The sequence below is a fragment of the Hephaestia caeni genome, assembly GCF_003550065.1.
Classification (GTDB): domain Bacteria; phylum Pseudomonadota; class Alphaproteobacteria; order Sphingomonadales; family Sphingomonadaceae; genus Sphingomonas; species Sphingomonas caeni_A.
Genome location: NZ_QXDC01000002.1, coordinates 422360 through 440949, shown reverse-complemented (window position 1 = coordinate 440949; position 18590 = coordinate 422360). Strand labels below are relative to the sequence as shown.

The following is an 18590-nucleotide window of genomic DNA, read 5'->3' as shown; positions in this document are numbered from 1 at the left end:
CGCCGCCGTTTTATCGCGACGCCTTCCGCAGCGTCACCGATCCTTCGCGGCTGGTGAGCGTGAGCGTCTGGCCGCGCTGCTGAACCGTCACCGGGCCGCCGAGGATTTTGAGGAAGCGGTTTTCCACCGTCATCGCATTGCCCTGGCACATCATCCTCGTCACCGCGAGTTGGCCCGCGATCAGCGTATCGCGGCGCTCCTGATAGTCGCCGCTGAAGCGATTGCAGCCGGCGCTGCCCTGCATCCGGTCGCGGGTGAATTCGACGTTGGCGGGGCGATCGAGCCGCACGGATCGGCCATCGATCGCCGTGATCGTCCAGCTCGTGCCGGCCAGGCTTGCTCCCGGCCGTCCGGGGCCGCCCGGTCCCGGACGATCGTTGGAGAGGCCGCCGCAGCCGCGCGCGGTGCCGCGTCGGGTCGTGACGCGCACCGTATCGGGATAGCGCCGGTCGCTCATGCCGTCGCTGCACGGGGTTCGGGTGATGTCGACCGTCATCTGGCGCGTTTCGTAGCGCCGGCCGTTGAAGGTCGGCCGCGCCTCGGGGGTCGGCGCTTCGACGACATTCTGCCCGTAATCGCCCTCGTAGCGCATCGTGCGCGGGCCGATCGTCAGCGACCAGCCGGGTTCGGTGCCGATCGCGCGATAGGTGTCGCTCGCAGGCGGTCTTGGGCGCGGGGGCGGTCCGGGGCGATCGGGGCCGGGAAATTGTTCCATAGCGCAACCGCCAAGTCCGACGGCACCAACGAACAGCACGACCGCACGACGCATCTGATTTCTCCTTCGTTGCTGGGGTGCAACGATCGAGATGAACCGAAGGTTGCGCTTCGTCAGCCGCGATGCTGCGCGAGCACCTCGTACGCCATCACCGCAGTGGCGACGGCGGCGTTGAGGCTGTCCGCCTTGCCCAGCATCGGCAGCTTGACGAGCAGATCGCATTCGGCCTCATACGCGTCCGGCAGCCCCTGTGCTTCGTTTCCGGTCAGCAGGAAGGTGGGGGCGATGTAGCGGACACCACGATAATCCCGATCGGTATCGAGGCTGAGGCCGACGAGTTGGCCGGGGCCGGCGCGCAGCCAGGGCACGAATTCTTCCCAGCGCGCCCTGACGATCGGGATCGTGAACAACGCCCCCATGCTGGCGCGCACGGTCTCCACCGAAAACGGATCCACGCAATCGTCGATCAGGATCAATCCGCCTGCACCAACGGCGTCCCCGGTGCGCAGGATGGTGCCGAGATTGCCCGGATCGCGGAGTTTCTCGGCCACAAGCCAGAGGGGCGCGCAGCGTCGATCGATCGCATCGAGCGTGCGCGCGAATTCGGCGAAGACGCCCACCACCGCCTGCGGATTGTCCTTGCCAGACAGCTTGGCGAGAATATCGGGCGTTGTTTCGATCGCGTCGCCGCCCGCCGCCTCGACCGCCTCCACCAGCGCCTGAACGAGCGGATGGCGCGCGCTCTGGCGTGCGAAAAACAGCATTTCGGGGAGTCGCCCGGTTTCGCGCGCCTCGGTCAGAATGCGCAAGCCTTCGGCCAGGAACAGCCCTTCCTCGCGCCGATGCCTCTTGTCGCGCAAATTGCGGACCCGCTTGATCAGCGGGTTGGAATAGGCCGTGATCTCGCGGGGCACCTATTCCTCGCCGAACTTGTCCTCGACCAGCCGGACGAGCGCGGCGACGGTTTCTTCCGCGCCCGCGCCCGCGGCGCTGATCGTGATCGAATCGCCCATCGCGGCGCCCAGCATCATCAACCCCATGATCGAGGTGCCCGTTACCGGGGTGCCGTCCTTCGACACCGAAACCTCGCACGGCAGCGTCGAGGCCAGGGTAACGAACTTGGCGCTCGCACGGGCGTGCAGGCCGCGCTTGTTGGTGATGTCGACCGCCCGTTCGGCCCGCATCAGGCGATCGCCTCGCCCAGGATTTCGGAAGCGACCGAGATATATTTGCGCCCGGCCTCGCGCGCGGCCGCCACGGCATCGGCCACCTTCATCACCTTGCGTGCGCCTTCGAGCCGGATCAGCATCGGCAGGTTGACGCCCGCGATCACCTCGATCCGCCCTGCTTCCATCAGCGAGATCGCGAGGTTGGAGGGGGTGCCGCCGAACAGGTCGGTCAGCACGATCACCCCGCTGCCAGTGTCGGCCTCGGCGATCGCCCCGGCGATGTCCGCGCGGCGCGCCTCCATGTCGTCGTCGGGGCCGATGCAGATCGTCCCGATCCGTTCCTGCTTGCCGACGACGTGCTCCATCGCGGTGACAAATTCCTCCGCGAGTCGCCCATGCGTGACGATGACGAGGCCAATCATGATGCTGATACTTCCTGAATCTGCCTGAATTTGCTCAAGCGCCGGTCGCGGCGTCCTCCAGCGTGTCCTGCGGCGCGGTTCCAAGATCGCGATGGGAGACCGTGGGCGAAAAACCCTCTGCGTGCAACCGGGCGCCGATCCGTTCGGCGACATGAACCGACCGGTGTCTCCCACCGGTACACCCGAAGGCGATCGTGACATAGGCTTTGCCCTCCGCCCGGTAGCGGGGAAGCAGCAGCATCAGCAACGATTCGATCCGGGTCATTGCCTCGGCATAAGCCGGGTCTTCGGCGATGTACGCGCTGACGTCCGCATCGAGCCCGGTGCCGGGGCGCAAGGCGTCCACCCAGTGCGGGTTGCGCAGGAAACGCATGTCGAACACCAGATCGGCGTTGCGCGGCACGCCGCGAGCATAGCCGAACGACATCACCGACAATGTCGGTTGGTCGAGCCCGTCGCGCGCGAAGGTGTCGCGGATCTGTTGCCTCAGTTCGTTGGGCGCGAGATCGCCCGTGTCGATCAGCCGATTCGCCCAACGCCTGAGCGGCGCCAGCAACTCGCGCTCGCGCCAGATGCCGTCGCTTGCGGGACGATCGGACGCCAGCGGGTGGCGGCGGCGGGTTTCGTCATAGCGTCGTTCGAGTTCCTGCCCCGGGCAATCGAGGAACAGCGTGCCGATGTCGTAGCCGTGCCGCTCGCGTAGCGCCTTGATCCGTTCAACGATGCGCTGCGGATCGAAATCGCGTGTGCGCGTACCGATCCCGAGTGCAAGCGGGCGCGAGTCGCTTGCCGCGTCCTTGGGCGGCGGGGCGGACAGCAATCGGTCGAGCAGGATGAGCGGCAGGTTGTCGACCACTTCCCAGCCCAGATCCTCCAGCGTCTTGAGCACGGTCGATTTGCCCGCGCCCGACATGCCGGTAATCAGCAGGATTTCCTTCGGGATATGCTTCATGCCCCGGCGCCGTTCCTCGCCAGCGCGAGTTCGACCTTGATCGGGGCCGATGCCTCGTGCGCGTTGAGCGAGATTTCAGGGACGACGATGCCGGCGATCAGACGATCGCTGTCATCGGCGGGCATCCGTTCGGGGCGATCGACCAGCCGCACGAGCAGGGCGACCGGCGCGCGATCGACATGCGGCATCTCGACGATACCGATCGCGCGCACCTCGATACGCCCGGCGATAGTGGGAGGAGGGGACGCCTTGAGCGCGCCGTCCTCGCGCGCGAGGATCGTATAATCGTCGGCCACGAGCTGCGCGCCACGATCGATCAGGCGCAACGCAAGGTCGGATTTGCCGCTGCCCGACGGCCCTTCGATCAGCACCGCGCGGCCATGAATCGCGACGCAAGAGGCGTGGAGCGTTTCCGACGAGACGGTCGTCATATCGAATCCCTCATCATGCCGCTGCTCATCCCCGGTCGGCGAGCGGAAACCGCACGACGAAGCGGGCGCCGCTCAGCCTGTCGTCGCGCGATTCGACCGCGATCCTGCCCTGATGCCCCTCGACGATCGTGCGTGCAATGGCGAGGCCGAGGCCCGAATGCGTCCCGAACGCCTCGCCCTGGGGGCGAATCGACTGGAACCGGCGGAAGATCGCGTCGCGCGCCTCCTCCGGAACGCCAGGGCCTTCGTCCTCGACACGCACCACGAGGACACCGTTCTCGCGGGCGATCGCGATCGTGATCAAGCCGTCGTCGGGCGAGAACGAGATCGCATTGTCGATCAGATTCTCGAACACGCGTTCGAGCCGCGCGCCGTCGCCCATCACGATCAGCGGCCCCGCGCCGGGCGTATCATAGGCGATGCGGATGCCGCGCTCGATCCCTCGGTCGGTGCGGGCATCGAGCAACGCGCCGACCAGTGCGCCGATATCGATCGGGTCGAATTTTGCGCGGCTCAACTGCGCGTCCAGCCGCGACGCATCGGAAATGTCGGTGATCAGCCGGTCGAGCCGATGGATATCGTCGCGCACGATCCCCAGCAGCCGCGCCCGCAATTCCGGGTCCTCGACCGTCGCGAGGCTTTCCGCCGCCGAGCGCAACGACGCAAGCGGGTTCTTGAGTTCGTGCGTGACGTCGGCGGCGAATGCCTCGGTCGCGTCGATGCGCGCGCGCAGGGCCTGGCTCATGTCCGAAAGCGCGCGCGCGAGCATGCCGATCTCGTCACGGCGTGAGGGCAGGCGGGGGACCACGACCTCGCGCGCGCGCCCCAGCCGTACCCGCACCGCCGCCCGCGCCAGCCGCCCCAGCGGCCGCACGATCGTGCGGGCGAGGAACAGCGACAATATCACCGAGACGAGCGTGACGATCCCCAGCACCACGCTCAGCCGATAGCGCTCGATACGCACCGTCTGCGTGATGTCGCGCGCGTTGACGGTAGTCATCACCGTGCCGCCGTTGGGCAGCGCCGCGGCCGCGGTGATCACCGGCGTCCGATCGGGCGCGCGCCAGACCGTCGTCGGCAGGGTTCGCGTGGAATGTGCGGTGCGCACGTCGGGCCAGTCATAGCCCGCCTGATGCTCGCGATAGAGCGGGGCGCGCGCGGCGCCGACGACGGTGTCTATCACCGCGTCGAGAAAGCGCGCGGCGTTCTGTTGCCACGGCTCTTTGTCGGGATCGATCAGGCGGAAGTTCGCGAGACCGAGATCACGGCTGTCGGCGATTTCGTCACCGCTATCGTCGTAGAGGCGGATTCGCGCGCCGGTATCGCGCGCCAGGCGGAGCAGCAGCCGATCGCGACGCTCGGGGGCGGCATCGGCGAGCGCTTCGGCAACGAGCCGCACCTCGCGCGCGGCCTGGGCGACCCGGCTGTCCTCGATCCGGCTGCGATACGAATCGAGATAGAAGAACCCGCCCGCGAGCAGCGCCAGCGCGAAGATGTTGACCGCGAGGATACGCGGCGTGAGCGAGACCCGGCCCGACCAGCGGAGCGCGAGATCGCCGTCATCACTCCTCGGAGAATCGGTAACCGGCGCCATACAGTGTTTCGATTGCGTCGAACTCGGGGTCGAATTGACGGAATTTGCGGCGAATGCGCTTGATGTGGCTGTCGATCGTGCGGTCGTCCACATAGATGTCGTCGTGATAGGCAGCATCCATCAACTGGTTGCGCGTCTTCACGATGCCGGGCCGCTGCGCCAGCGTCTCCAGGATCAGGAACTCGGTGACGGTCAGCGTCACGGACTTGCCGTTCCAGGTCACGCGGTGGCGCGGCGGGTCCATCGACAGCCGGCCGCGTATCAGCACTTCGGCCGTTTCCTCGTCGCCCTCGATGATGCCCTGGGCAAGCTCGGTCCGGCGGAGGATCGCCCTGATCCGCGCGATCAACAGCCGCTGCGAAAAAGGTTTGGCGATATAATCGTCCGCGCCCATCGCGAGCCCGAGCGCCTCATCGAGTTCGTCGTCCTTTGAAGTGAGGAAGATGACGGGGGTCGTCAGCTTCTCGCGCAGGCGGCGCAGCAGTTCGAGTCCGTCCATCCTGGGCATCTTGATATCGAGCACGGCAAGGTCGGGCGGGTTCTCGATCAGCGCCTTCAGCGCCGCCTCGCCATCCGAATAGACGCGCGTCAGGAACCCTTCGGCCTGCAAAGCGATCGAAACCGAGGTCAGGATATTGCGATCATCGTCGACAAGCGCGATCGTGGCGGTCATGCGCGGGGCGTCTCCGTGCTGTGGACGAATCGCGTAGGGCAATCGCGTCGATTGCTCAACTCGGGCGTTTGACGATGATAGGGCCGCCCGATAAGCGCGACGCAATTTGGTATCGGATGCGACGACAGAGCGCACCGATGATGTGGGAGAACAGATCGTGAAACGTACGCCGCTCATGGGCCTCGATGCCCAGGGCATCCGCACGGATGCGCAACTTCACTGGAATCTGCCGACGGCGCCGCTGGTCGAGGCGGCGGTGGTCCGCGGCGAGGGGCATCTCGCCGCCGATGGCCCGCTCGTCGTCGCGACGGGGCGGCACACCGGCCGCTCGGCGAACGACAAGTTCACCGTCCGCGACGCCGAAACCGCTGATACGATCTGGTGGGGCGCCGCCAACCAGCCGATGACGCATGCGCATTTCGCCGCGCTCAAGGCCGATTTCCTGGCCGCCCTTGCCGACAAGAGCGCGTTGTTCGTCCAGGATCTTCACGGCGGTTCGCAGCCCGAGCACCGCGTCTGCGTTCGCGTGGTCACCGAACTGGCGTGGCACAGTCTGTTCATCCGCACGATGCTTGTGCGGCCCGAGATCGAGGAACTACGCGGCTTCGCGCCCGATTACACCGTCATCGACCTGCCGAGCTTCCGCGCCGATCCCGCGCGCCACGGCTGCCGGAGCGAGACGGTGATCGCGGTCAACCTCACCGACAAGCTGATCCTGATCGGCGGCACCGCTTATGCCGGCGAGATGAAGAAATCGGTGTTCGGCCTGCTCAACTATCTGCTGCCCCCCAAGGGCATCATGCCGATGCATTGTTCAGCCAATATCGGCCCCAAAGGCGATACGGCGGTGTTCTTCGGGCTGTCGGGAACCGGCAAGACAACGCTGTCCGCCGACGCCAGCCGCACGTTGATCGGCGACGACGAACATGGCTGGTCCGACACCGCCGTGTTCAATTTCGAAGGCGGCTGCTACGCCAAGATGATCCGGCTTTCCGAGGAGGCCGAGCCTGAGATTTTCGCGACCACGAAGCGCTTCGGCACCGTGCTCGAGAATGTCGTGATGGATCCGATCGAGCGGACTCTCGATTTCGACGATGCCAGCCTCGCCGAGAATTCGCGCGGGGCTTACCCGATCGATTGCATCCCCAACGCGAGCGCCGACAATATGGGGCCGGTGCCGCGCAACATCATCATGCTGACCGCCGATGCGTTCGGCGTATTGCCGCCGATCGCCCGGCTGACGCCCGATCAGGCCATGTATCATTTCCTGTCCGGCTATACCGCCAAGGTCGCCGGCACCGAGATCGGCGTCACCGAGCCACAGGCGACCTTTTCGACCTGTTTCGGTGCGCCGTTCATGCCGCGCCATCCGTCGGTCTACGGCAATTTGCTCAAGGAGCGGATCGCGCGCGGCGGCGTCGATTGCTGGCTGGTCAATACCGGCTGGACGGGCGGCCGTTACGGCGAGGGCACAAGGATGCCGATCAAGGCGACGCGCGCATTGCTCAATGCCGCGCTGGACGGCAGCCTCAACCAGGCCGAGTTTCGCAGCGATCCCAATTTCGGTTTCAAGGTGCCGATTGCGGTGCCGGGGGTCGATCCGGCGATCCTCGATCCGCGCCAGACCTGGGCCGACAAACAGGCCTATGACGCCACGGCGGCGCGGCTTGCCGACCTGTTCGTCGAGAATTTCGCGCAGTTCGCCGATCATGTCGACGATGGGGTTCGCCGCGCGGCGCCGAGTATCGCGGTCGCTTGCGAGTAGCCCCTGTCGTTGGATGCGCCGCCGCGTCGCGCCGCTGGCCGATCCGTGCTAAACGAGGCCGTCATCGCAGGAGACGACACATGGGAATGCTTGACGGGCTGCTGGGCCAGATCACGAACAATGTCGATATCGCGAACCTTGCCGAGAAGGTCGGGCTCGATCCCGCGCAGGTGGAGCAAGCCGTCTCGGCGCTCGCGCAGGCGCATCCCCAGCCCGGCGATACCGCGGAGCAGGCGGCGGCCGCGACGGGCCTTTCCAGCGATTCGATGCGGCAGATCGTCGATCATATCGGCGGCGAGGGCGCGCTCGGGCGCTTCGCGGAATTGCTGGGTGCGCAGGGCGGTGCCGGCGGGCTGGGCGACATGGTCTCCGGATTCTTCAAGCGCTGAAGCAACGCCATGATGCGCGGACGGTCGTGTCAGCGGCTGGCCGCCTCCGGTTCGATAAGCAGCGCGCCCGAATCGATCCCGGTGATGCGTACATGCGCGCCCACCGGCACGTCAGGACCGTGCGCGGGCCAGGTGCCGTCACCGACGCGCACGCGGCCCGCGCCGTTTTCGATCGCGTCGGTAACGACGACGATGTCGCCGATCAGCCGCGCCGCACGGTCGTTGAGCAGCGGATCGGCCGATTCGACCGGATAATCGCGATACCAGCGTCTACCGATGAGGACCGCAACGGCGGTCCACACGCCGAACGACACCAGTTGCGCCACCGGCGATAGATCGGCGAGCACCAACGTCGCCACGCCGGTGATCGCCGCCGCGATCGCGAGGAAGATCAGGAAGACGCCCGGCGCCAGCAATTCGGCGATGCCGAGCCCCACCGCGAGGATCAGCCACAGCCACCCCGCCTCGCCGACGAGTGTGCCCAGGTTCATTGGGTGTCGGGTTCGAACGGCCCGCGCTTGCGTGGCGCGGGCGCGGCGGGCGGCGCCGGCGCATGGGTGCCGAGCGCTTCCTTGGCGAGTTCGCCGATCCCGCCCAGCGTGCCGATCAACTGGGTCGCCTCGACGGGGAACAGGATCGTCTTGGCATTGGGCGAGGTGGCGAATTTCCCCACCGCTTCGACATATTTCTGCGCGACGAAATAGTTGATCGCCTGCGTGCCGCCCGAGGCGATCGCGTCCGACACGACCTGCGTCGCCTTGGCTTCGGCCTGCGCCGAGCGCTCGCGGGCTTCCGAATCGCGGAACACGGCTTCGCGCCGGCCCTCGGCCTCGAGGATTTTCGATTGCTTCTCGCCCTCGGCGCGTAGGATCGCGCTGGCGCGCGCGCCTTCGGCGTCGAGGATATTGGCGCGTTTCTCGCGCTCGGCCTTCATCTGGCGGGCCATCGCGTTGACGATGTCGGTCGGCGGGCGGATGTCCTTGATCTCCACACGCGTGATCTTGACGCCCCAGGGGTTGGTCGCGTGATCGACAACGTTGAGCAACCGCACGTTGATCTCGTCGCGCTTGGACAAGGTTTCGTCGAGATCCATCGATCCCATCACCGTGCGCAGGTTGGTGGTCGAAAGCTGCATGATGCCGACGAACAGGTCGGACACCTCATAGGCCGCCTTGGCCGCATCGAGCACCTGGAAGAACACCACGCCGTCCACCGCGACCATCGCGTTGTCCTTGGTGATGATCTCCTGCCCGGGAATATCGAGCACCTGCTCCATCATGTTCACCTTGCGGCCGACACGATAGAAGAACGCGGGGTAGAAATTGAATCCCGGCGGCGCGACCTTGGTGAAACGGCCGAAATGCTCGATCGTGTATTGATAGCCCTGATGGACGATCTTCACGCTCGACATCAGGTACAAGAGCACCAGGACCAGCACCAGCACCACAGCGATCAAACCCATCATCATCCCCGATACAGCTCACGTCGGCAGCGCTGCCGACCTGTGACGACGCTAGCACAAGCTGGCGCAACCCTCATCAAAAACCGGATACGAGGCGTTCGCGTTCGGCCCCTAGCGCGCGGGCGTGGTGTTGGTTACATGGGCCGCCATACATCCCCCGCGCAGGATCCGGCACTCTATGGACATCAGACTCGGCCTCACCTTCGACGACGTTCTGCTGCAACCGGCGGAATCGAGCGTGCTGCCGAGCCAGGCTGATACCCGCACCCGTCTCAGCCGCGAGATCGCGCTCAACATCCCGATCCTGTCCGCGGCGATGGATACCGTCACCGAGTCGGACATGGCGATCGTGATGGCGCAGCTTGGCGGGATCGGCGTGCTCCACCGCAATCTGACGGTCGACGAGCAGTGCGACGCGGTGCGGCAGGTCAAACGCTACGAAAGCGGCATGGTGGTCAACCCGATCACGATCGCCCCCGATGCGACGCTTGCCGAGGCGCAGGCGCTGATGGCCCATCACCGGATCAGCGGCATTCCAGTGACCGAACGGAACGGCAAGCTGGTCGGAATCCTGACGCACCGCGACGTGCGCTTCGCCGAAAACCCGGGCCAGAAGATCGCCGAACTGATGACCCATGAGAATCTGGCGACGGTGAGGGCCGGCGTCGGTCAGGACGAGGCACGGCGCCTGCTCCATCAGCGCCGGATCGAGAAACTGCTGGTGGTCGACGACGCCTATCGCTGCGTCGGGCTGATCACCGTCAAGGATATCGAGAAGGCTGTGACCTATCCCGATGCCACCAAGGACGAAGCCGGGCGCCTGCGCGTCGCGGCGGCAACCACAGTCGGTGACAAGGGGTTCGAGCGGACCGCGGCGTTGGTCGATGCCGAGGTCGATCTCGTCGTCATCGATACCGCGCACGGCCATAACCGTGAGGTCGCCGGTGCGGTCGAGCGGGTCAAGAAGCTGTCCAATTCGGTCCAGGTCATCGCCGGTAACGTCGCCACGGCGGAGGCGACGCGCGCGCTGATCGATGCCGGTGCGGATGGCGTCAAGGTGGGGATCGGGCCGGGCTCGATCTGCACGACGCGGATCGTCGCGGGCGTCGGTGTGCCGCAACTCACCGCGGTCATGGATTGCGCGGAGGAGGCGGCAAAATCGAATGTACCGGTGATCGCGGATGGCGGCCTGCGTACCTCCGGCGACATCGCCAAGGCGCTCGCGGCGGGCGCCTCGACCTGCATGGTCGGCTCGCTGCTCGCGGGCACCGAAGAGGCACCGGGCGAGACGTTTCTCTATCAGGGGCGTGCGTATAAGAGCTATCGCGGCATGGGGTCGGTTGGCGCGATGGGGCGCGGTTCGGCCGATCGTTATTTCCAGGGCGATATCAAGGATCAGCTCAAGCTGGTGCCCGAGGGGATCGAAGGGCAGGTGGCGTTCAAGGGACCGGCCAAGGATGTCATCCACCAGTTGGTCGGCGGCGTGAAGGCGGCGATGGGCTATACCGGTGCCGCGACGATTCCCGATCTCAAGCAGCGCGGGCGGTTCGTGCGGATCACGGGGGCGGGCCTGCGGGAGAGCCATGTCCACGACGTGACGATCACGCGCGAGGCACCCAACTACCCGACTCGATGACACCCGGCGGGCGCGCCCAGGCGGCCGTCGAGTTGCTCGACGCGATCATCGCCGCCGCGCGCGACCAGGGTGCGGCGGCGGACACGCTGATCGCGCGCTATTTCGCCGAACGGCGCTATGCCGGCAGCAAGGATCGCCGCGCGGTACGCGAGCTGGTCTATGCCGCGATCCGCCTGCTCGGCGAACGGCCGGAGAATGGCCGGCAGGCGATCGTCGCGCTGGCCCGGCACGATCCGATGGTTGCGGCGATGATCGACGGTTCGGCGCACGCGCCGCCGCCGATCGACCCGGTCGAACCTGGTGCCGTTGAGGGCATCGCGCCCGCGTGGCTCGTCGATCGGCTCGAACGCTCGGGATTGGCTGCAGAGGCGCTGCCGCCTCTGTTGGAGCGCGCGCCGCTCGATATCCGCGTCAACCGGTCGAGCGCCGATCCAGCGGCGATCGCTGCCGAGATCGAGGGTGCCGTGCCGCTACCCCACGCCCCCAATGGGTTGCGTCTCCCGAACGGCACATCGGTAGAACAGCTCGACGCGTGGCGCCGTGGCGCGATCGAGGTGCAGGACGAGGGCAGCCAACTCGTCACCACGGCCGCAGAGATCGCCCGGGGGATGCGTGTCGTCGATCTATGCGCGGGCGCGGGCGGCAAGACGCTCGCGCTGGCCGCGGCGATGGGCAACCAGGGGCAGATCCTTGCATGCGACAGCGACCGCGCCCGATTGTCGCGGCTCGCACCTCGCGCTGAACGGGCAGGGGCGACGATCGTCGAGACGCGCCTTCTCGATCCTGGCCGCGAAGCCGAAGCGTTGCAGGACTGGACGGAAGCGGCCGATGTGGTGCTGGTCGACGCTCCCTGTTCGGGGACGGGCACATGGCGCCGCAACCCGGAGGCGCGCTGGCGCCTCACCCCCGATCGGCTCGAAAGGTTGTCGACGCTTCAGGCTCATTTGCTCGAAGTCGCTTGGCCGTTGGTCAAGCCGGGCGGGGCGCTGGTCTATGTCGTCTGCTCGCTTCTTGATGAGGAAGGCGCCGGGCAGATCGCGGCCTTTCTCGGCGTGCATGAGGGTTGGTCGGCCGAGCCACCGCGCATCCCTACCGGCGTCGCGCGGGGCCTCGGCTGGCGGCTGACGCCCGCGCATGACGGCACTGACGGCTTTTTTGTCGCAAGGCTGGTGCGCACATGCTAGCCCTGAACCCCACGCCGATGCTGGAGAATGTCATGCGTTTCACCTCGGTCGCCATCGCCGCTGCGCTGACGCTGGTCACCGTTTCGACCGCGCTGCACGGGCAAAAGCGCGACGACCAGATCGACGCGCGCTCGACGGCGCTGCTCACCGAGGGCGAGGCGGCGGCGAAAGCAGGCGATCTCGATAGTGCGGCGGATACGCTCGAAACCGCTCTTGCGGTCGATCCACGCAACCGCGCCGCGTTCGTGGCGCTGGGCGATGTGACCCACAAACGTGGCATGCCGGGCAAGGCCATCCGGCTCTATCGCGAAGCGCTCAACCTCGACCCCAACGACATCGCCGCGTTGCGCGGCGAGGGTGAAGCGCTGGTCGCGCGTGGGGCGGTCGAGCAGGCCAAGGCCGATCTCGCCAAAATCCGGCGCCTTTGCGCCAATGCTTGCCCCGAAGCGAGCGCGCTCACGGCCGCGATCGCCAAGGGGCCACCCGCGACCGCGCTGGCATCCAAGACCGAGAACGAGGCGCACGCCGCTACGTCGGCGGAATAAGACTCAGTTCGAAAGCGTGCGCGCCAGCGCGACGAACTCGTCGACCGCCAGCGTTTCCGCCCGCCGCGTCGGGTCGATACCGAGCGTATCCAGCGCCGCGGGGGCGCCGGGCACGCCCTTTAGGCTCTGCCGCAGCATCTTGCGGCGCTGGCCGAAGGCGGCGGCGGTGACCCGTTCCAGCACATCGAACCGCACGCCGCGCGGCGCATCGATCGGCGTCACATGGACGACCGCCGACATCACCTTGGGCGGCGGCGTGAAGGCGGAGCGGTGGACGGTCATCGCGATCCGCGCCTGCGCCCGCCATTGGGCAAGAACGGCGAGCCGGCCATAGGCGGTGCTGCCGGGGGCGGCGACAATCCGATCAGCCACCTCGCGCTGGAACATCAGCGTCAGGCTTCGCCACCACGGCCGCCAGTCGGCTGAGAGCCAGCGCACGAACAGCGCGGTGCCGACATTGTACGGCAGGTTGGCGACGATGGCGGGGGTTCCCTCGAACAAGCTGCGCGCGTCGATATCCAGCGCGTCGCCCTCGATCACGCGCAGCCGGCCGGGGTAGAAAGCGGCAAGCTCGTCGAGCGCGGGGATGCAACGACGGTCGCGTTCGATCGCCGTCACGCGCGCGCCCGCGGTGAGCAACGCGCGCGTCAATCCGCCCGGACCGGGGCCAATCTCGAGGATTTCGGCGTTGGCAAGATCACCCGGAATTGCGGCGATCCGGCCGAGGAGCTGGCCATCGAACAGGAAATTCTGGCCAAGCGCCTTGCTCGCGCTCAGGCCATATTGCGCGATAACCTCTCTGAGCGGCGGCAGTGCCGTCACGCGGCCGGGCAGGCGAGGACGAGGCGGCGATGCGCGACCGCACTCGCGGCAAGCTGGATCGCCGCGATCATCGCGCCCGGCTCGGCCCGATCCTTGCCGGCGATCGCAAACGCCGTGCCGTGATCGGGCGAGGTCCGCACGATCGGAAGGCCTAGCGTCATATTGACGCCCTCGTCGAAATGCAGCGTCTTGATCGGGATCAGAGCCTGGTCGTGGTAACAGCAGAGGGCGACATCATATGTCGCGCGGGCGCGGGGGTGGAACATCGTATCGGCTGCGAAGGGGCCGGTCGCGTCGATGCCTTCGGCGCGCAGAATGTCGACGGCAGGGGCGATGATCTCGATTTCCTCACGGCCGAGCGCACCTTGCTCGCCGGCGTGCGGATTGAACCCGGCAAAGGCGAGCCGCGGGGCTTCGAGCCCGAAATTGCGGCACAAGCCGCGCGCGGTCGCACGCCCCTTGGCGACGAGCAGATCGATCGAGAGAATCTCGGAGACCGCCGCGAGCGGGATGTGCGTCGTGATCGGCACGACCCGCAACGACGGGCCAGCCAGCATCATCACCGCGTTTTCGCCCGCGACGCCGAACCGTTCGGCCACGAACTCGGTCTGCCCGGGATGCGTGAAGCCGATGTCGTAAAGCTGCGCCTTCGACACCGGGCCGGTGACGAGCCCGCCCGCCGCGCAGGTCTGCGCGAGCCCGGTGGCGATTTCGAGCGAGCGGAGCGCCGTCTGCGCGCCCGCGCGATCGGGCTGGCCGGGCGCGATATCGCCCGATCGCTCGATCGGCAGGACGGGAAGCCCCTGCGCAAAGGCGGCCGTCGCCTGCGCCGGTTCGAGCAACGTCGTCACCGGTCCGTCCCACACCGCCTTCACCGACCGCGGATCGCCAACGGCAAAGAACGGCGCGAGCCGGCGTTGCTTGCGCTGGCTCCAGGCCTTGGCGACGATTTCGGGACCGATCCCGGCGGGATCGCCCAACGCGATGGCAAGCGGCTTCATCGACTCCGGCGTGATGCGATCCACCGCATCACCGATACTCGACGATTGCGTCGCGCCTGAGATCACGCAGCATCTGCTGCGCACGCAGGTTGACGCGTTGCTGTTCAAGCTGCCCTTGAACCTGAGACGGATCAGGGAGCTGGCCCGATTGCGGATCGTCGCGGCCGCACAGCACGAGCGTCCGCACGCCTTCGGTCGGCGAGCCGAACGGCGGCGTCGCTTCGCCGATGCTCATGTTGAGGACGAGTTGCTGCAATTGCGCCGGCAGGTCGCGTACGCGCACTTGATCGTTGTCGACCACTTCGGCGCCGATCTGCTTCGCGACCGCGGTCGCGTCGCCGCAACCCTTGATCGCCTTGGTCGCCTCCGCGAACTGGCTGGCGCGTGCGGTGGCCTGTTCCTGCGACGTTCCCTTGGCGAACTGGATCGTCAACTGACGCAGACTCAGCCGCGCATCGCGCGGATCGGCGGTCAGCACCTTGCGCTCGTCGACCAGATACAAGATCGAGAAGCCGCCGGGAATCTGGATCGGGCCGGCAACCTGCCCGACTTCCATCTGCTGCGCGGCCTCCGCGAGCGGGGCGGGCAGCGTATCGGTCTGGACCCAGCCGAGATCGCCGCCGACAGCCTTGGTCGAGGCTTCGGAATATTGGGTGAAATATTCGAACGGCTGCTGGCCCTTCTTGATTTCATCCATCAGCCCTTGCGCATTGCGCGCAACCTCGTCGAGCCGATCGGGGGTGGCGCCGAGGAAGATTTCCTTGAGGTGATATTCAGGCTGGCCTTCCTGCGACTTCAACCGGTTGAGGATTCCCTGGACCTCTTCCTCGCCTACATTGATGTATGGCGTCACCTGCTGGCCGAGATAACGCTGCCAGGCGAGTTCGGCCTCGATCTGGAGTTTGAGCGTCCGATCCGACGAGCCGATCGAATGCAGATATTCGCGCATGCTGTCAGGTGTCTTCTCGAAGTTCCGGGCAACACGCGCGAAACCCTGATTTACCTCGGCCGGCGTGACCTTGATTTCGTTGGCCTTGGCTTCCTGGATTTGCAGCGTCTCGTCGATCAATTGCGCCAGAATCTGGAGTCGCAGCCGCTCGAGGTCCGCAGGCGGCAGATCGGGAATGTTGTTGGCCGCCTTGATCAACGCCACGCGCTGATCGACGTCGGTGCCGGTGATGACCGCATCGTTGACGATCGCGGTCGGCTTGCGCACGTTGGGATCGGCCTTGCCGAGAATCTGGGCATCGGCGGGGATGTTCAGATTGGCCGCCGAATTGGGGGCATCGCCCGCCGGCTGTTGATCGGCGGTCTGCGCCACGAGCGCGGTCGCGAGCGCCAATCCCGCAGCGAACCCCGTCCAGCGGCCCAGCCCCGCCGCTTTCGTCAACGATATCATCACAATGTTCAAAACCTCATTCGTCGCGGCCGCGCGCTCGCGGGCTGACCTATGCCCATTTTGCTGAACCTTGGCTTAGCGGCCCCGGTTCTTCAACCCCCCAGGTTCTTCAATCCCAGAGTCAGTAAAAACGTGTTTCCCCGCCGTGCGTCCCCGGTATCCGCATAATCGCGCCGCCAGGTGACACCAAGCTTCAGGCAATCGTCCTCATAGGCGACGCCGAGCCGGTGGCGAACCGGATCGAACCCGTCGGACGACGATAACGGGTCCTCCTTGCGATCGGTGAGGTCGACGATCGCCGAGCCGAACACCGACCAGAACCGCGTGACCTGCACCCGCGCACCGACCCGCGCCTCTTCACGGTCGCGCAGATCTTCCAGTTCCTCGGTGATGTTGCGGTTGAGCCGCAGATAGCCCAGCATCGCATAGGTCCGCCGCGACCCGATCGTCGCATCGATCTCGTTACGCCGGAACGCGAGATTGTCCTTGTCGAGCCGGAAACGATGCACGAGCGAGACGAAATCGCGATAGCGGATTTCGGTGCGGCCGACATAATCGGAGAAACGATCGGTGAGCCCGGTGCCGTCGGGGAACAGGCTGGGCCGCGTCGTCAGGCGGTAGCTCTGCCCCACCGTGGTATCGATCGAGATGCCCGGCAGGCTCAGCGAATAATCCACGCCGTAGGTGAACCGCGTCGAATCCTCGAACCGGTCATAGCCGGCGAAGCGATTGAGCGCGAACAGGTTCGAATCCTCAAGATCGACGGCGCGCGCGTCCTCGTTGGGCAGATCGAGATTGGCGATATGCGGCGAGGCGACGACCTGGACGCGCGGCGTCAAGCGCTGCGTGCCGCCCAGGAAGCTGCCGATCAGCGGCCATTTGACGTCGACCGCGACCGCCCCGATCGCGCGGGCGTTGAACCCCGGCTCGCCGCGATAGCTCGCCACCGTGGTCTCCAGCGTGTCGTGCGTGTTGTAGAGATCGCCGCGCGCATAAGCGGTGAATGTCACTTCCTGCCCCCAGCGGGTCAGCTTGCGCAGATCCCAGCGTGCGCTGGCGAAGGCGCGTTGCGTATCCTGCCCCTCGGTACGGGTGAGCGCGAGCGAATTGGCCTGGAGCATCAGCGTGCCGCCGAGCGGCGCGTGCTCGATCCGGCGGCGATAGTCGATCTCGGGCAGAGCGATCGGCTGCATTCCCTGGTCGTCGTCGACGCGCAGCGTCTGCACCGCCCAGCCGGCGATCGAGAAATAGCTGTCGCGATCGATCCGTTCGAGCCGGATCGTGTTGCGCAGCCGATCGTCGCGCGAAATGTCGTAGCGGCGCAGGAAGGTATCGTCGGTCGCGAGCCGGATCGATCCGCTGACGCTCCAGTTCGGATCGAGTTGATAGCGGCCCGTGGCATCGAGATAGCCGCGAAAATCCTGTTCGCTGTCCGACAGGGAGGAGCCGATATGATCGTCGCTGCGGCGGCTGACGGTGCCGTAGCCGGTCACCCGGAACGCGCCGAGGCGATTGATTTCGCGATATTCGGCCTGGAGCATCGGCATCGTGTCGCTGAACAGGTGCGGCGTTACCGTCGCCGCGCGATTGAGCGCGAACTGGAAATTATAGGGGACGGCGATCTCGATGCCGTTGGTCCGGTCATAACGGATGTCGGGGGCCAGGAAGCCGCTGTCGGCACCGTCGCCGATCGGATGCGAGAACGACGGCAGCGGTATCCCGATCCCGAACAGATCGAGCCGCGCGCCCTGATAATAGACCCGGTGCCGATCGGGGCGATAAGTGACGCGCACCGCGCTGATCTTCCACGTCGGCTCCTTGGGGCACCCGGCCGACGTCGTCACCGCGCACGGCGTGTAGGCCGCGCCTTCGAGCGTGGCGACGCCATTTTCGTCGCGCGTGCCGCGCCGCGCCGCCAGGCGACCGCCCTCATCGAGCACGATCAGCATGTTCTCGACCACCCCGTCGCGCAGCGAATCGGTGAGTTCGATGCGATCGCCATAGGCGATGTCGCCTTCGGGGTTGGTCACCGCGATGTTGCCGGTGGCGACGACCTGGCCCGTCTTCCGGTTCCAGACGACCTGATCGGCGCGCAACCGATCGCCGCGGCGGGCCATCCGCACGTCGCCGCTCGCGGTGACGATATCGGCATCCATATCGTATTCGAGCGTGCCCGAGGAGAACTGGATCTGGTCCGGATCCTCGGGGAGCGCCTGCTCGGCGGGAGGCGGGGGCGGGGCATCCGGCCGCAGCAGATCCTGCGCGTGCGCGCGGCCGCCCATCAGCGCCGTCGCGCTGAAGACGCAAGTGGCCAACAAGGCGTGCCGGGTCACGGTAAACTCTTCCCCCAACGGGCCAGGTGCGTTCAAGCGGGGAACGCCTATCGCACTGCCGCACGCGGATCGCAATCGACGGTGCGCGCTTTGCCACG

General features: G+C 66.5%; 19 protein-coding genes. 5 read left to right on the top strand and 14 right to left on the bottom strand.

Translation table 11 applies throughout. The features are described from left to right. Positions 1-10 precede the first annotated feature (10 nt). Genes DFR49_RS02000 through DFR49_RS01965 form a run of 8 tightly spaced genes read right to left on the bottom strand, consistent with a single transcriptional unit; the run spans position 11 to position 5956 of the window. Positions 11-769, bottom strand: coding sequence for an META domain-containing protein (locus DFR49_RS02000; RefSeq protein ID WP_170150892.1), 759 nt, complete (start codon positions 767-769; stop codon positions 11-13). Positions 770-828: 59 nt separating this feature from the next. Further along, positions 829-1629, bottom strand: a complete 801-nt coding sequence (locus DFR49_RS01995; RefSeq protein ID WP_119034361.1) for a TrmH family RNA methyltransferase — start codon at positions 1627-1629, stop codon at positions 829-831. After that, positions 1630-1899 carry an HPr family phosphocarrier protein gene (locus DFR49_RS01990; protein ID WP_119034360.1) on the bottom strand — a complete coding sequence of 90 codons (270 nt, stop codon included), beginning with the start codon at positions 1897-1899 and terminating at the stop codon, positions 1630-1632. After that, a complete protein-coding gene (locus DFR49_RS01985; RefSeq protein ID WP_119034359.1) occupies positions 1899-2306 on the bottom strand; it encodes a PTS sugar transporter subunit IIA in 408 nt (135 codons plus the stop codon). The genes DFR49_RS01990 and DFR49_RS01985 overlap by 1 nt, the downstream gene beginning before the upstream one ends. A gap of 34 nt (positions 2307-2340) precedes the next feature. Then, positions 2341-3258: an RNase adapter RapZ gene (gene rapZ / locus DFR49_RS01980; RefSeq protein WP_119034358.1), complete on the bottom strand. Its 918-nt coding sequence runs from the start codon at positions 3256-3258 to the stop codon at positions 2341-2343. Continuing rightward, positions 3255-3689, bottom strand: a complete 435-nt coding sequence (locus tag DFR49_RS01975) for an HPr kinase/phosphorylase (RefSeq protein WP_119034357.1) — start codon at positions 3687-3689, stop codon at positions 3255-3257. Before DFR49_RS01975 ends, rapZ begins: the two co-directional genes overlap by 4 nt. A 25-nt stretch (positions 3690-3714) precedes the next feature. Next, a complete protein-coding gene (locus tag DFR49_RS01970) occupies positions 3715-5283 on the bottom strand; it encodes a sensor histidine kinase (RefSeq protein ID WP_119034356.1) in 1569 nt (522 codons plus the stop codon). Further along, on the bottom strand, positions 5252-5956 hold the full coding sequence (locus DFR49_RS01965) for a response regulator transcription factor (protein ID WP_119034355.1): 705 nt from the start codon (positions 5954-5956) through the stop codon (positions 5252-5254). The genes DFR49_RS01970 and DFR49_RS01965 overlap by 32 nt, the downstream gene beginning before the upstream one ends. 157 nt (positions 5957-6113) lie before the next feature. On the opposite strand from DFR49_RS01965, the gene DFR49_RS01960 reads away from it, so the two are divergent. Both DFR49_RS01960 and DFR49_RS01955 read left to right on the top strand, forming a co-directional pair. After that, the gene (locus DFR49_RS01960; protein WP_425454903.1) at positions 6114-7721 is read left to right on the top strand and encodes a phosphoenolpyruvate carboxykinase; all 1608 of its coding nucleotides are present in this window, start codon (positions 6114-6116) and stop codon (positions 7719-7721) included. An 80-nt stretch (positions 7722-7801) separates the two neighbouring features. Further along, on the top strand, positions 7802-8110 hold the full coding sequence (locus DFR49_RS01955; protein ID WP_119034354.1) for a hypothetical protein: 309 nt from the start codon (positions 7802-7804) through the stop codon (positions 8108-8110). A gap of 29 nt (positions 8111-8139) precedes the next feature. On the opposite strand, the gene DFR49_RS01950 is transcribed toward DFR49_RS01955, so the two are convergent. Then, positions 8140-8601 (bottom strand): NfeD family protein, encoded by a 462-nt coding sequence (locus DFR49_RS01950; protein WP_119034353.1) that lies wholly within the window; start codon positions 8599-8601, stop codon positions 8140-8142. Further along, positions 8598-9572, bottom strand: a complete 975-nt coding sequence (locus tag DFR49_RS01945) for an SPFH domain-containing protein (protein ID WP_425454902.1) — start codon at positions 9570-9572, stop codon at positions 8598-8600. The genes DFR49_RS01950 and DFR49_RS01945 overlap by 4 nt, the downstream gene beginning before the upstream one ends. A gap of 178 nt (positions 9573-9750) precedes the next feature. Here DFR49_RS01945 and guaB point away from each other — a divergent pair, with 178 nt between their 5' ends. Genes guaB through DFR49_RS01930 form a run of 3 tightly spaced genes read left to right on the top strand, consistent with a single transcriptional unit; the run spans position 9751 to position 12937 of the window. Beyond that, a complete protein-coding gene (gene guaB / locus DFR49_RS01940) occupies positions 9751-11208 on the top strand; it encodes an IMP dehydrogenase (RefSeq protein ID WP_119034351.1) in 1458 nt (485 codons plus the stop codon). Further along, a complete protein-coding gene (locus DFR49_RS01935; protein ID WP_119034350.1) occupies positions 11205-12392 on the top strand; it encodes an RsmB/NOP family class I SAM-dependent RNA methyltransferase in 1188 nt (395 codons plus the stop codon). Before guaB ends, DFR49_RS01935 begins: the two co-directional genes overlap by 4 nt. A 32-nt stretch (positions 12393-12424) precedes the next feature. After that, positions 12425-12937 (top strand): tetratricopeptide repeat protein, encoded by a 513-nt coding sequence (locus DFR49_RS01930; RefSeq protein ID WP_119035229.1) that lies wholly within the window; start codon positions 12425-12427, stop codon positions 12935-12937. 3 nt (positions 12938-12940) lie between these two features. Here the strand turns inward: DFR49_RS01930 and rsmA are convergent, their stop codons facing one another. The 4 genes from rsmA to DFR49_RS01910 all read right to left on the bottom strand — a co-directional run bounded on the left by rsmA (position 12941) and on the right by DFR49_RS01910 (position 18492). Next, positions 12941-13759, bottom strand: a complete 819-nt coding sequence (rsmA, locus tag DFR49_RS01925; protein ID WP_119034349.1) for a 16S rRNA (adenine(1518)-N(6)/adenine(1519)-N(6))-dimethyltransferase RsmA — start codon at positions 13757-13759, stop codon at positions 12941-12943. After that, the gene (gene pdxA / locus DFR49_RS01920; protein WP_119035228.1) at positions 13756-14760 is read right to left on the bottom strand and encodes a 4-hydroxythreonine-4-phosphate dehydrogenase PdxA; all 1005 of its coding nucleotides are present in this window, start codon (positions 14758-14760) and stop codon (positions 13756-13758) included. Before pdxA ends, rsmA begins: the two co-directional genes overlap by 4 nt. A gap of 28 nt (positions 14761-14788) precedes the next feature. Then, a complete protein-coding gene (locus DFR49_RS01915; protein ID WP_119034348.1) occupies positions 14789-16159 on the bottom strand; it encodes a peptidylprolyl isomerase in 1371 nt (456 codons plus the stop codon). Between the two features lie 92 nt (positions 16160-16251). Beyond that, positions 16252-18492: an LPS-assembly protein LptD gene (locus DFR49_RS01910; protein ID WP_119034347.1), complete on the bottom strand. Its 2241-nt coding sequence runs from the start codon at positions 18490-18492 to the stop codon at positions 16252-16254. Positions 18493-18590: the final 98 nt, after the last annotated feature.

Excerpts from the sequence above, each read along its gene's own strand:
- DFR49_RS02000 (WP_170150892.1), bottom strand. The coding sequence starts at position 769 with ATGCGTCGTGCGGTCGTGCTGTTCGTTGGTGCCGTCGGACTTGGCGGT.
- DFR49_RS01990 (WP_119034360.1), bottom strand. The coding sequence starts at position 1,899 with ATGCGGGCCGAACGGGCGGTCGACATCACCAACAAGCGCGGCCTGCAC.
- DFR49_RS01985 (WP_119034359.1), bottom strand. The coding sequence starts at position 2,306 with ATGATTGGCCTCGTCATCGTCACGCATGGGCGACTCGCGGAGGAATTT.
- rapZ (WP_119034358.1), bottom strand. The coding sequence starts at position 3,258 with ATGAAGCATATCCCGAAGGAAATCCTGCTGATTACCGGCATGTCGGGC.
- DFR49_RS01975 (WP_119034357.1), bottom strand. The coding sequence starts at position 3,689 with ATGACGACCGTCTCGTCGGAAACGCTCCACGCCTCTTGCGTCGCGATT.
- DFR49_RS01970 (WP_119034356.1), bottom strand. The coding sequence starts at position 5,283 with ATGGCGCCGGTTACCGATTCTCCGAGGAGTGATGACGGCGATCTCGCG.
- DFR49_RS01965 (WP_119034355.1), bottom strand. The coding sequence starts at position 5,956 with ATGACCGCCACGATCGCGCTTGTCGACGATGATCGCAATATCCTGACC.
- DFR49_RS01955 (WP_119034354.1), top strand. The coding sequence starts at position 7,802 with ATGGGAATGCTTGACGGGCTGCTGGGCCAGATCACGAACAATGTCGAT.
- DFR49_RS01950 (WP_119034353.1), bottom strand. The coding sequence starts at position 8,601 with ATGAACCTGGGCACACTCGTCGGCGAGGCGGGGTGGCTGTGGCTGATC.
- DFR49_RS01945 (WP_425454902.1), bottom strand. The coding sequence starts at position 9,572 with ATGGGTTTGATCGCTGTGGTGCTGGTGCTGGTCCTGGTGCTCTTGTAC.
- guaB (WP_119034351.1), top strand. The coding sequence starts at position 9,751 with ATGGACATCAGACTCGGCCTCACCTTCGACGACGTTCTGCTGCAACCG.
- DFR49_RS01935 (WP_119034350.1), top strand. The coding sequence starts at position 11,205 with ATGACACCCGGCGGGCGCGCCCAGGCGGCCGTCGAGTTGCTCGACGCG.
- DFR49_RS01930 (WP_119035229.1), top strand. The coding sequence starts at position 12,425 with ATGCGTTTCACCTCGGTCGCCATCGCCGCTGCGCTGACGCTGGTCACC.
- pdxA (WP_119035228.1), bottom strand. The coding sequence starts at position 14,760 with ATGAAGCCGCTTGCCATCGCGTTGGGCGATCCCGCCGGGATCGGTCCC.
- DFR49_RS01915 (WP_119034348.1), bottom strand. The coding sequence starts at position 16,159 with ATGATATCGTTGACGAAAGCGGCGGGGCTGGGCCGCTGGACGGGGTTC.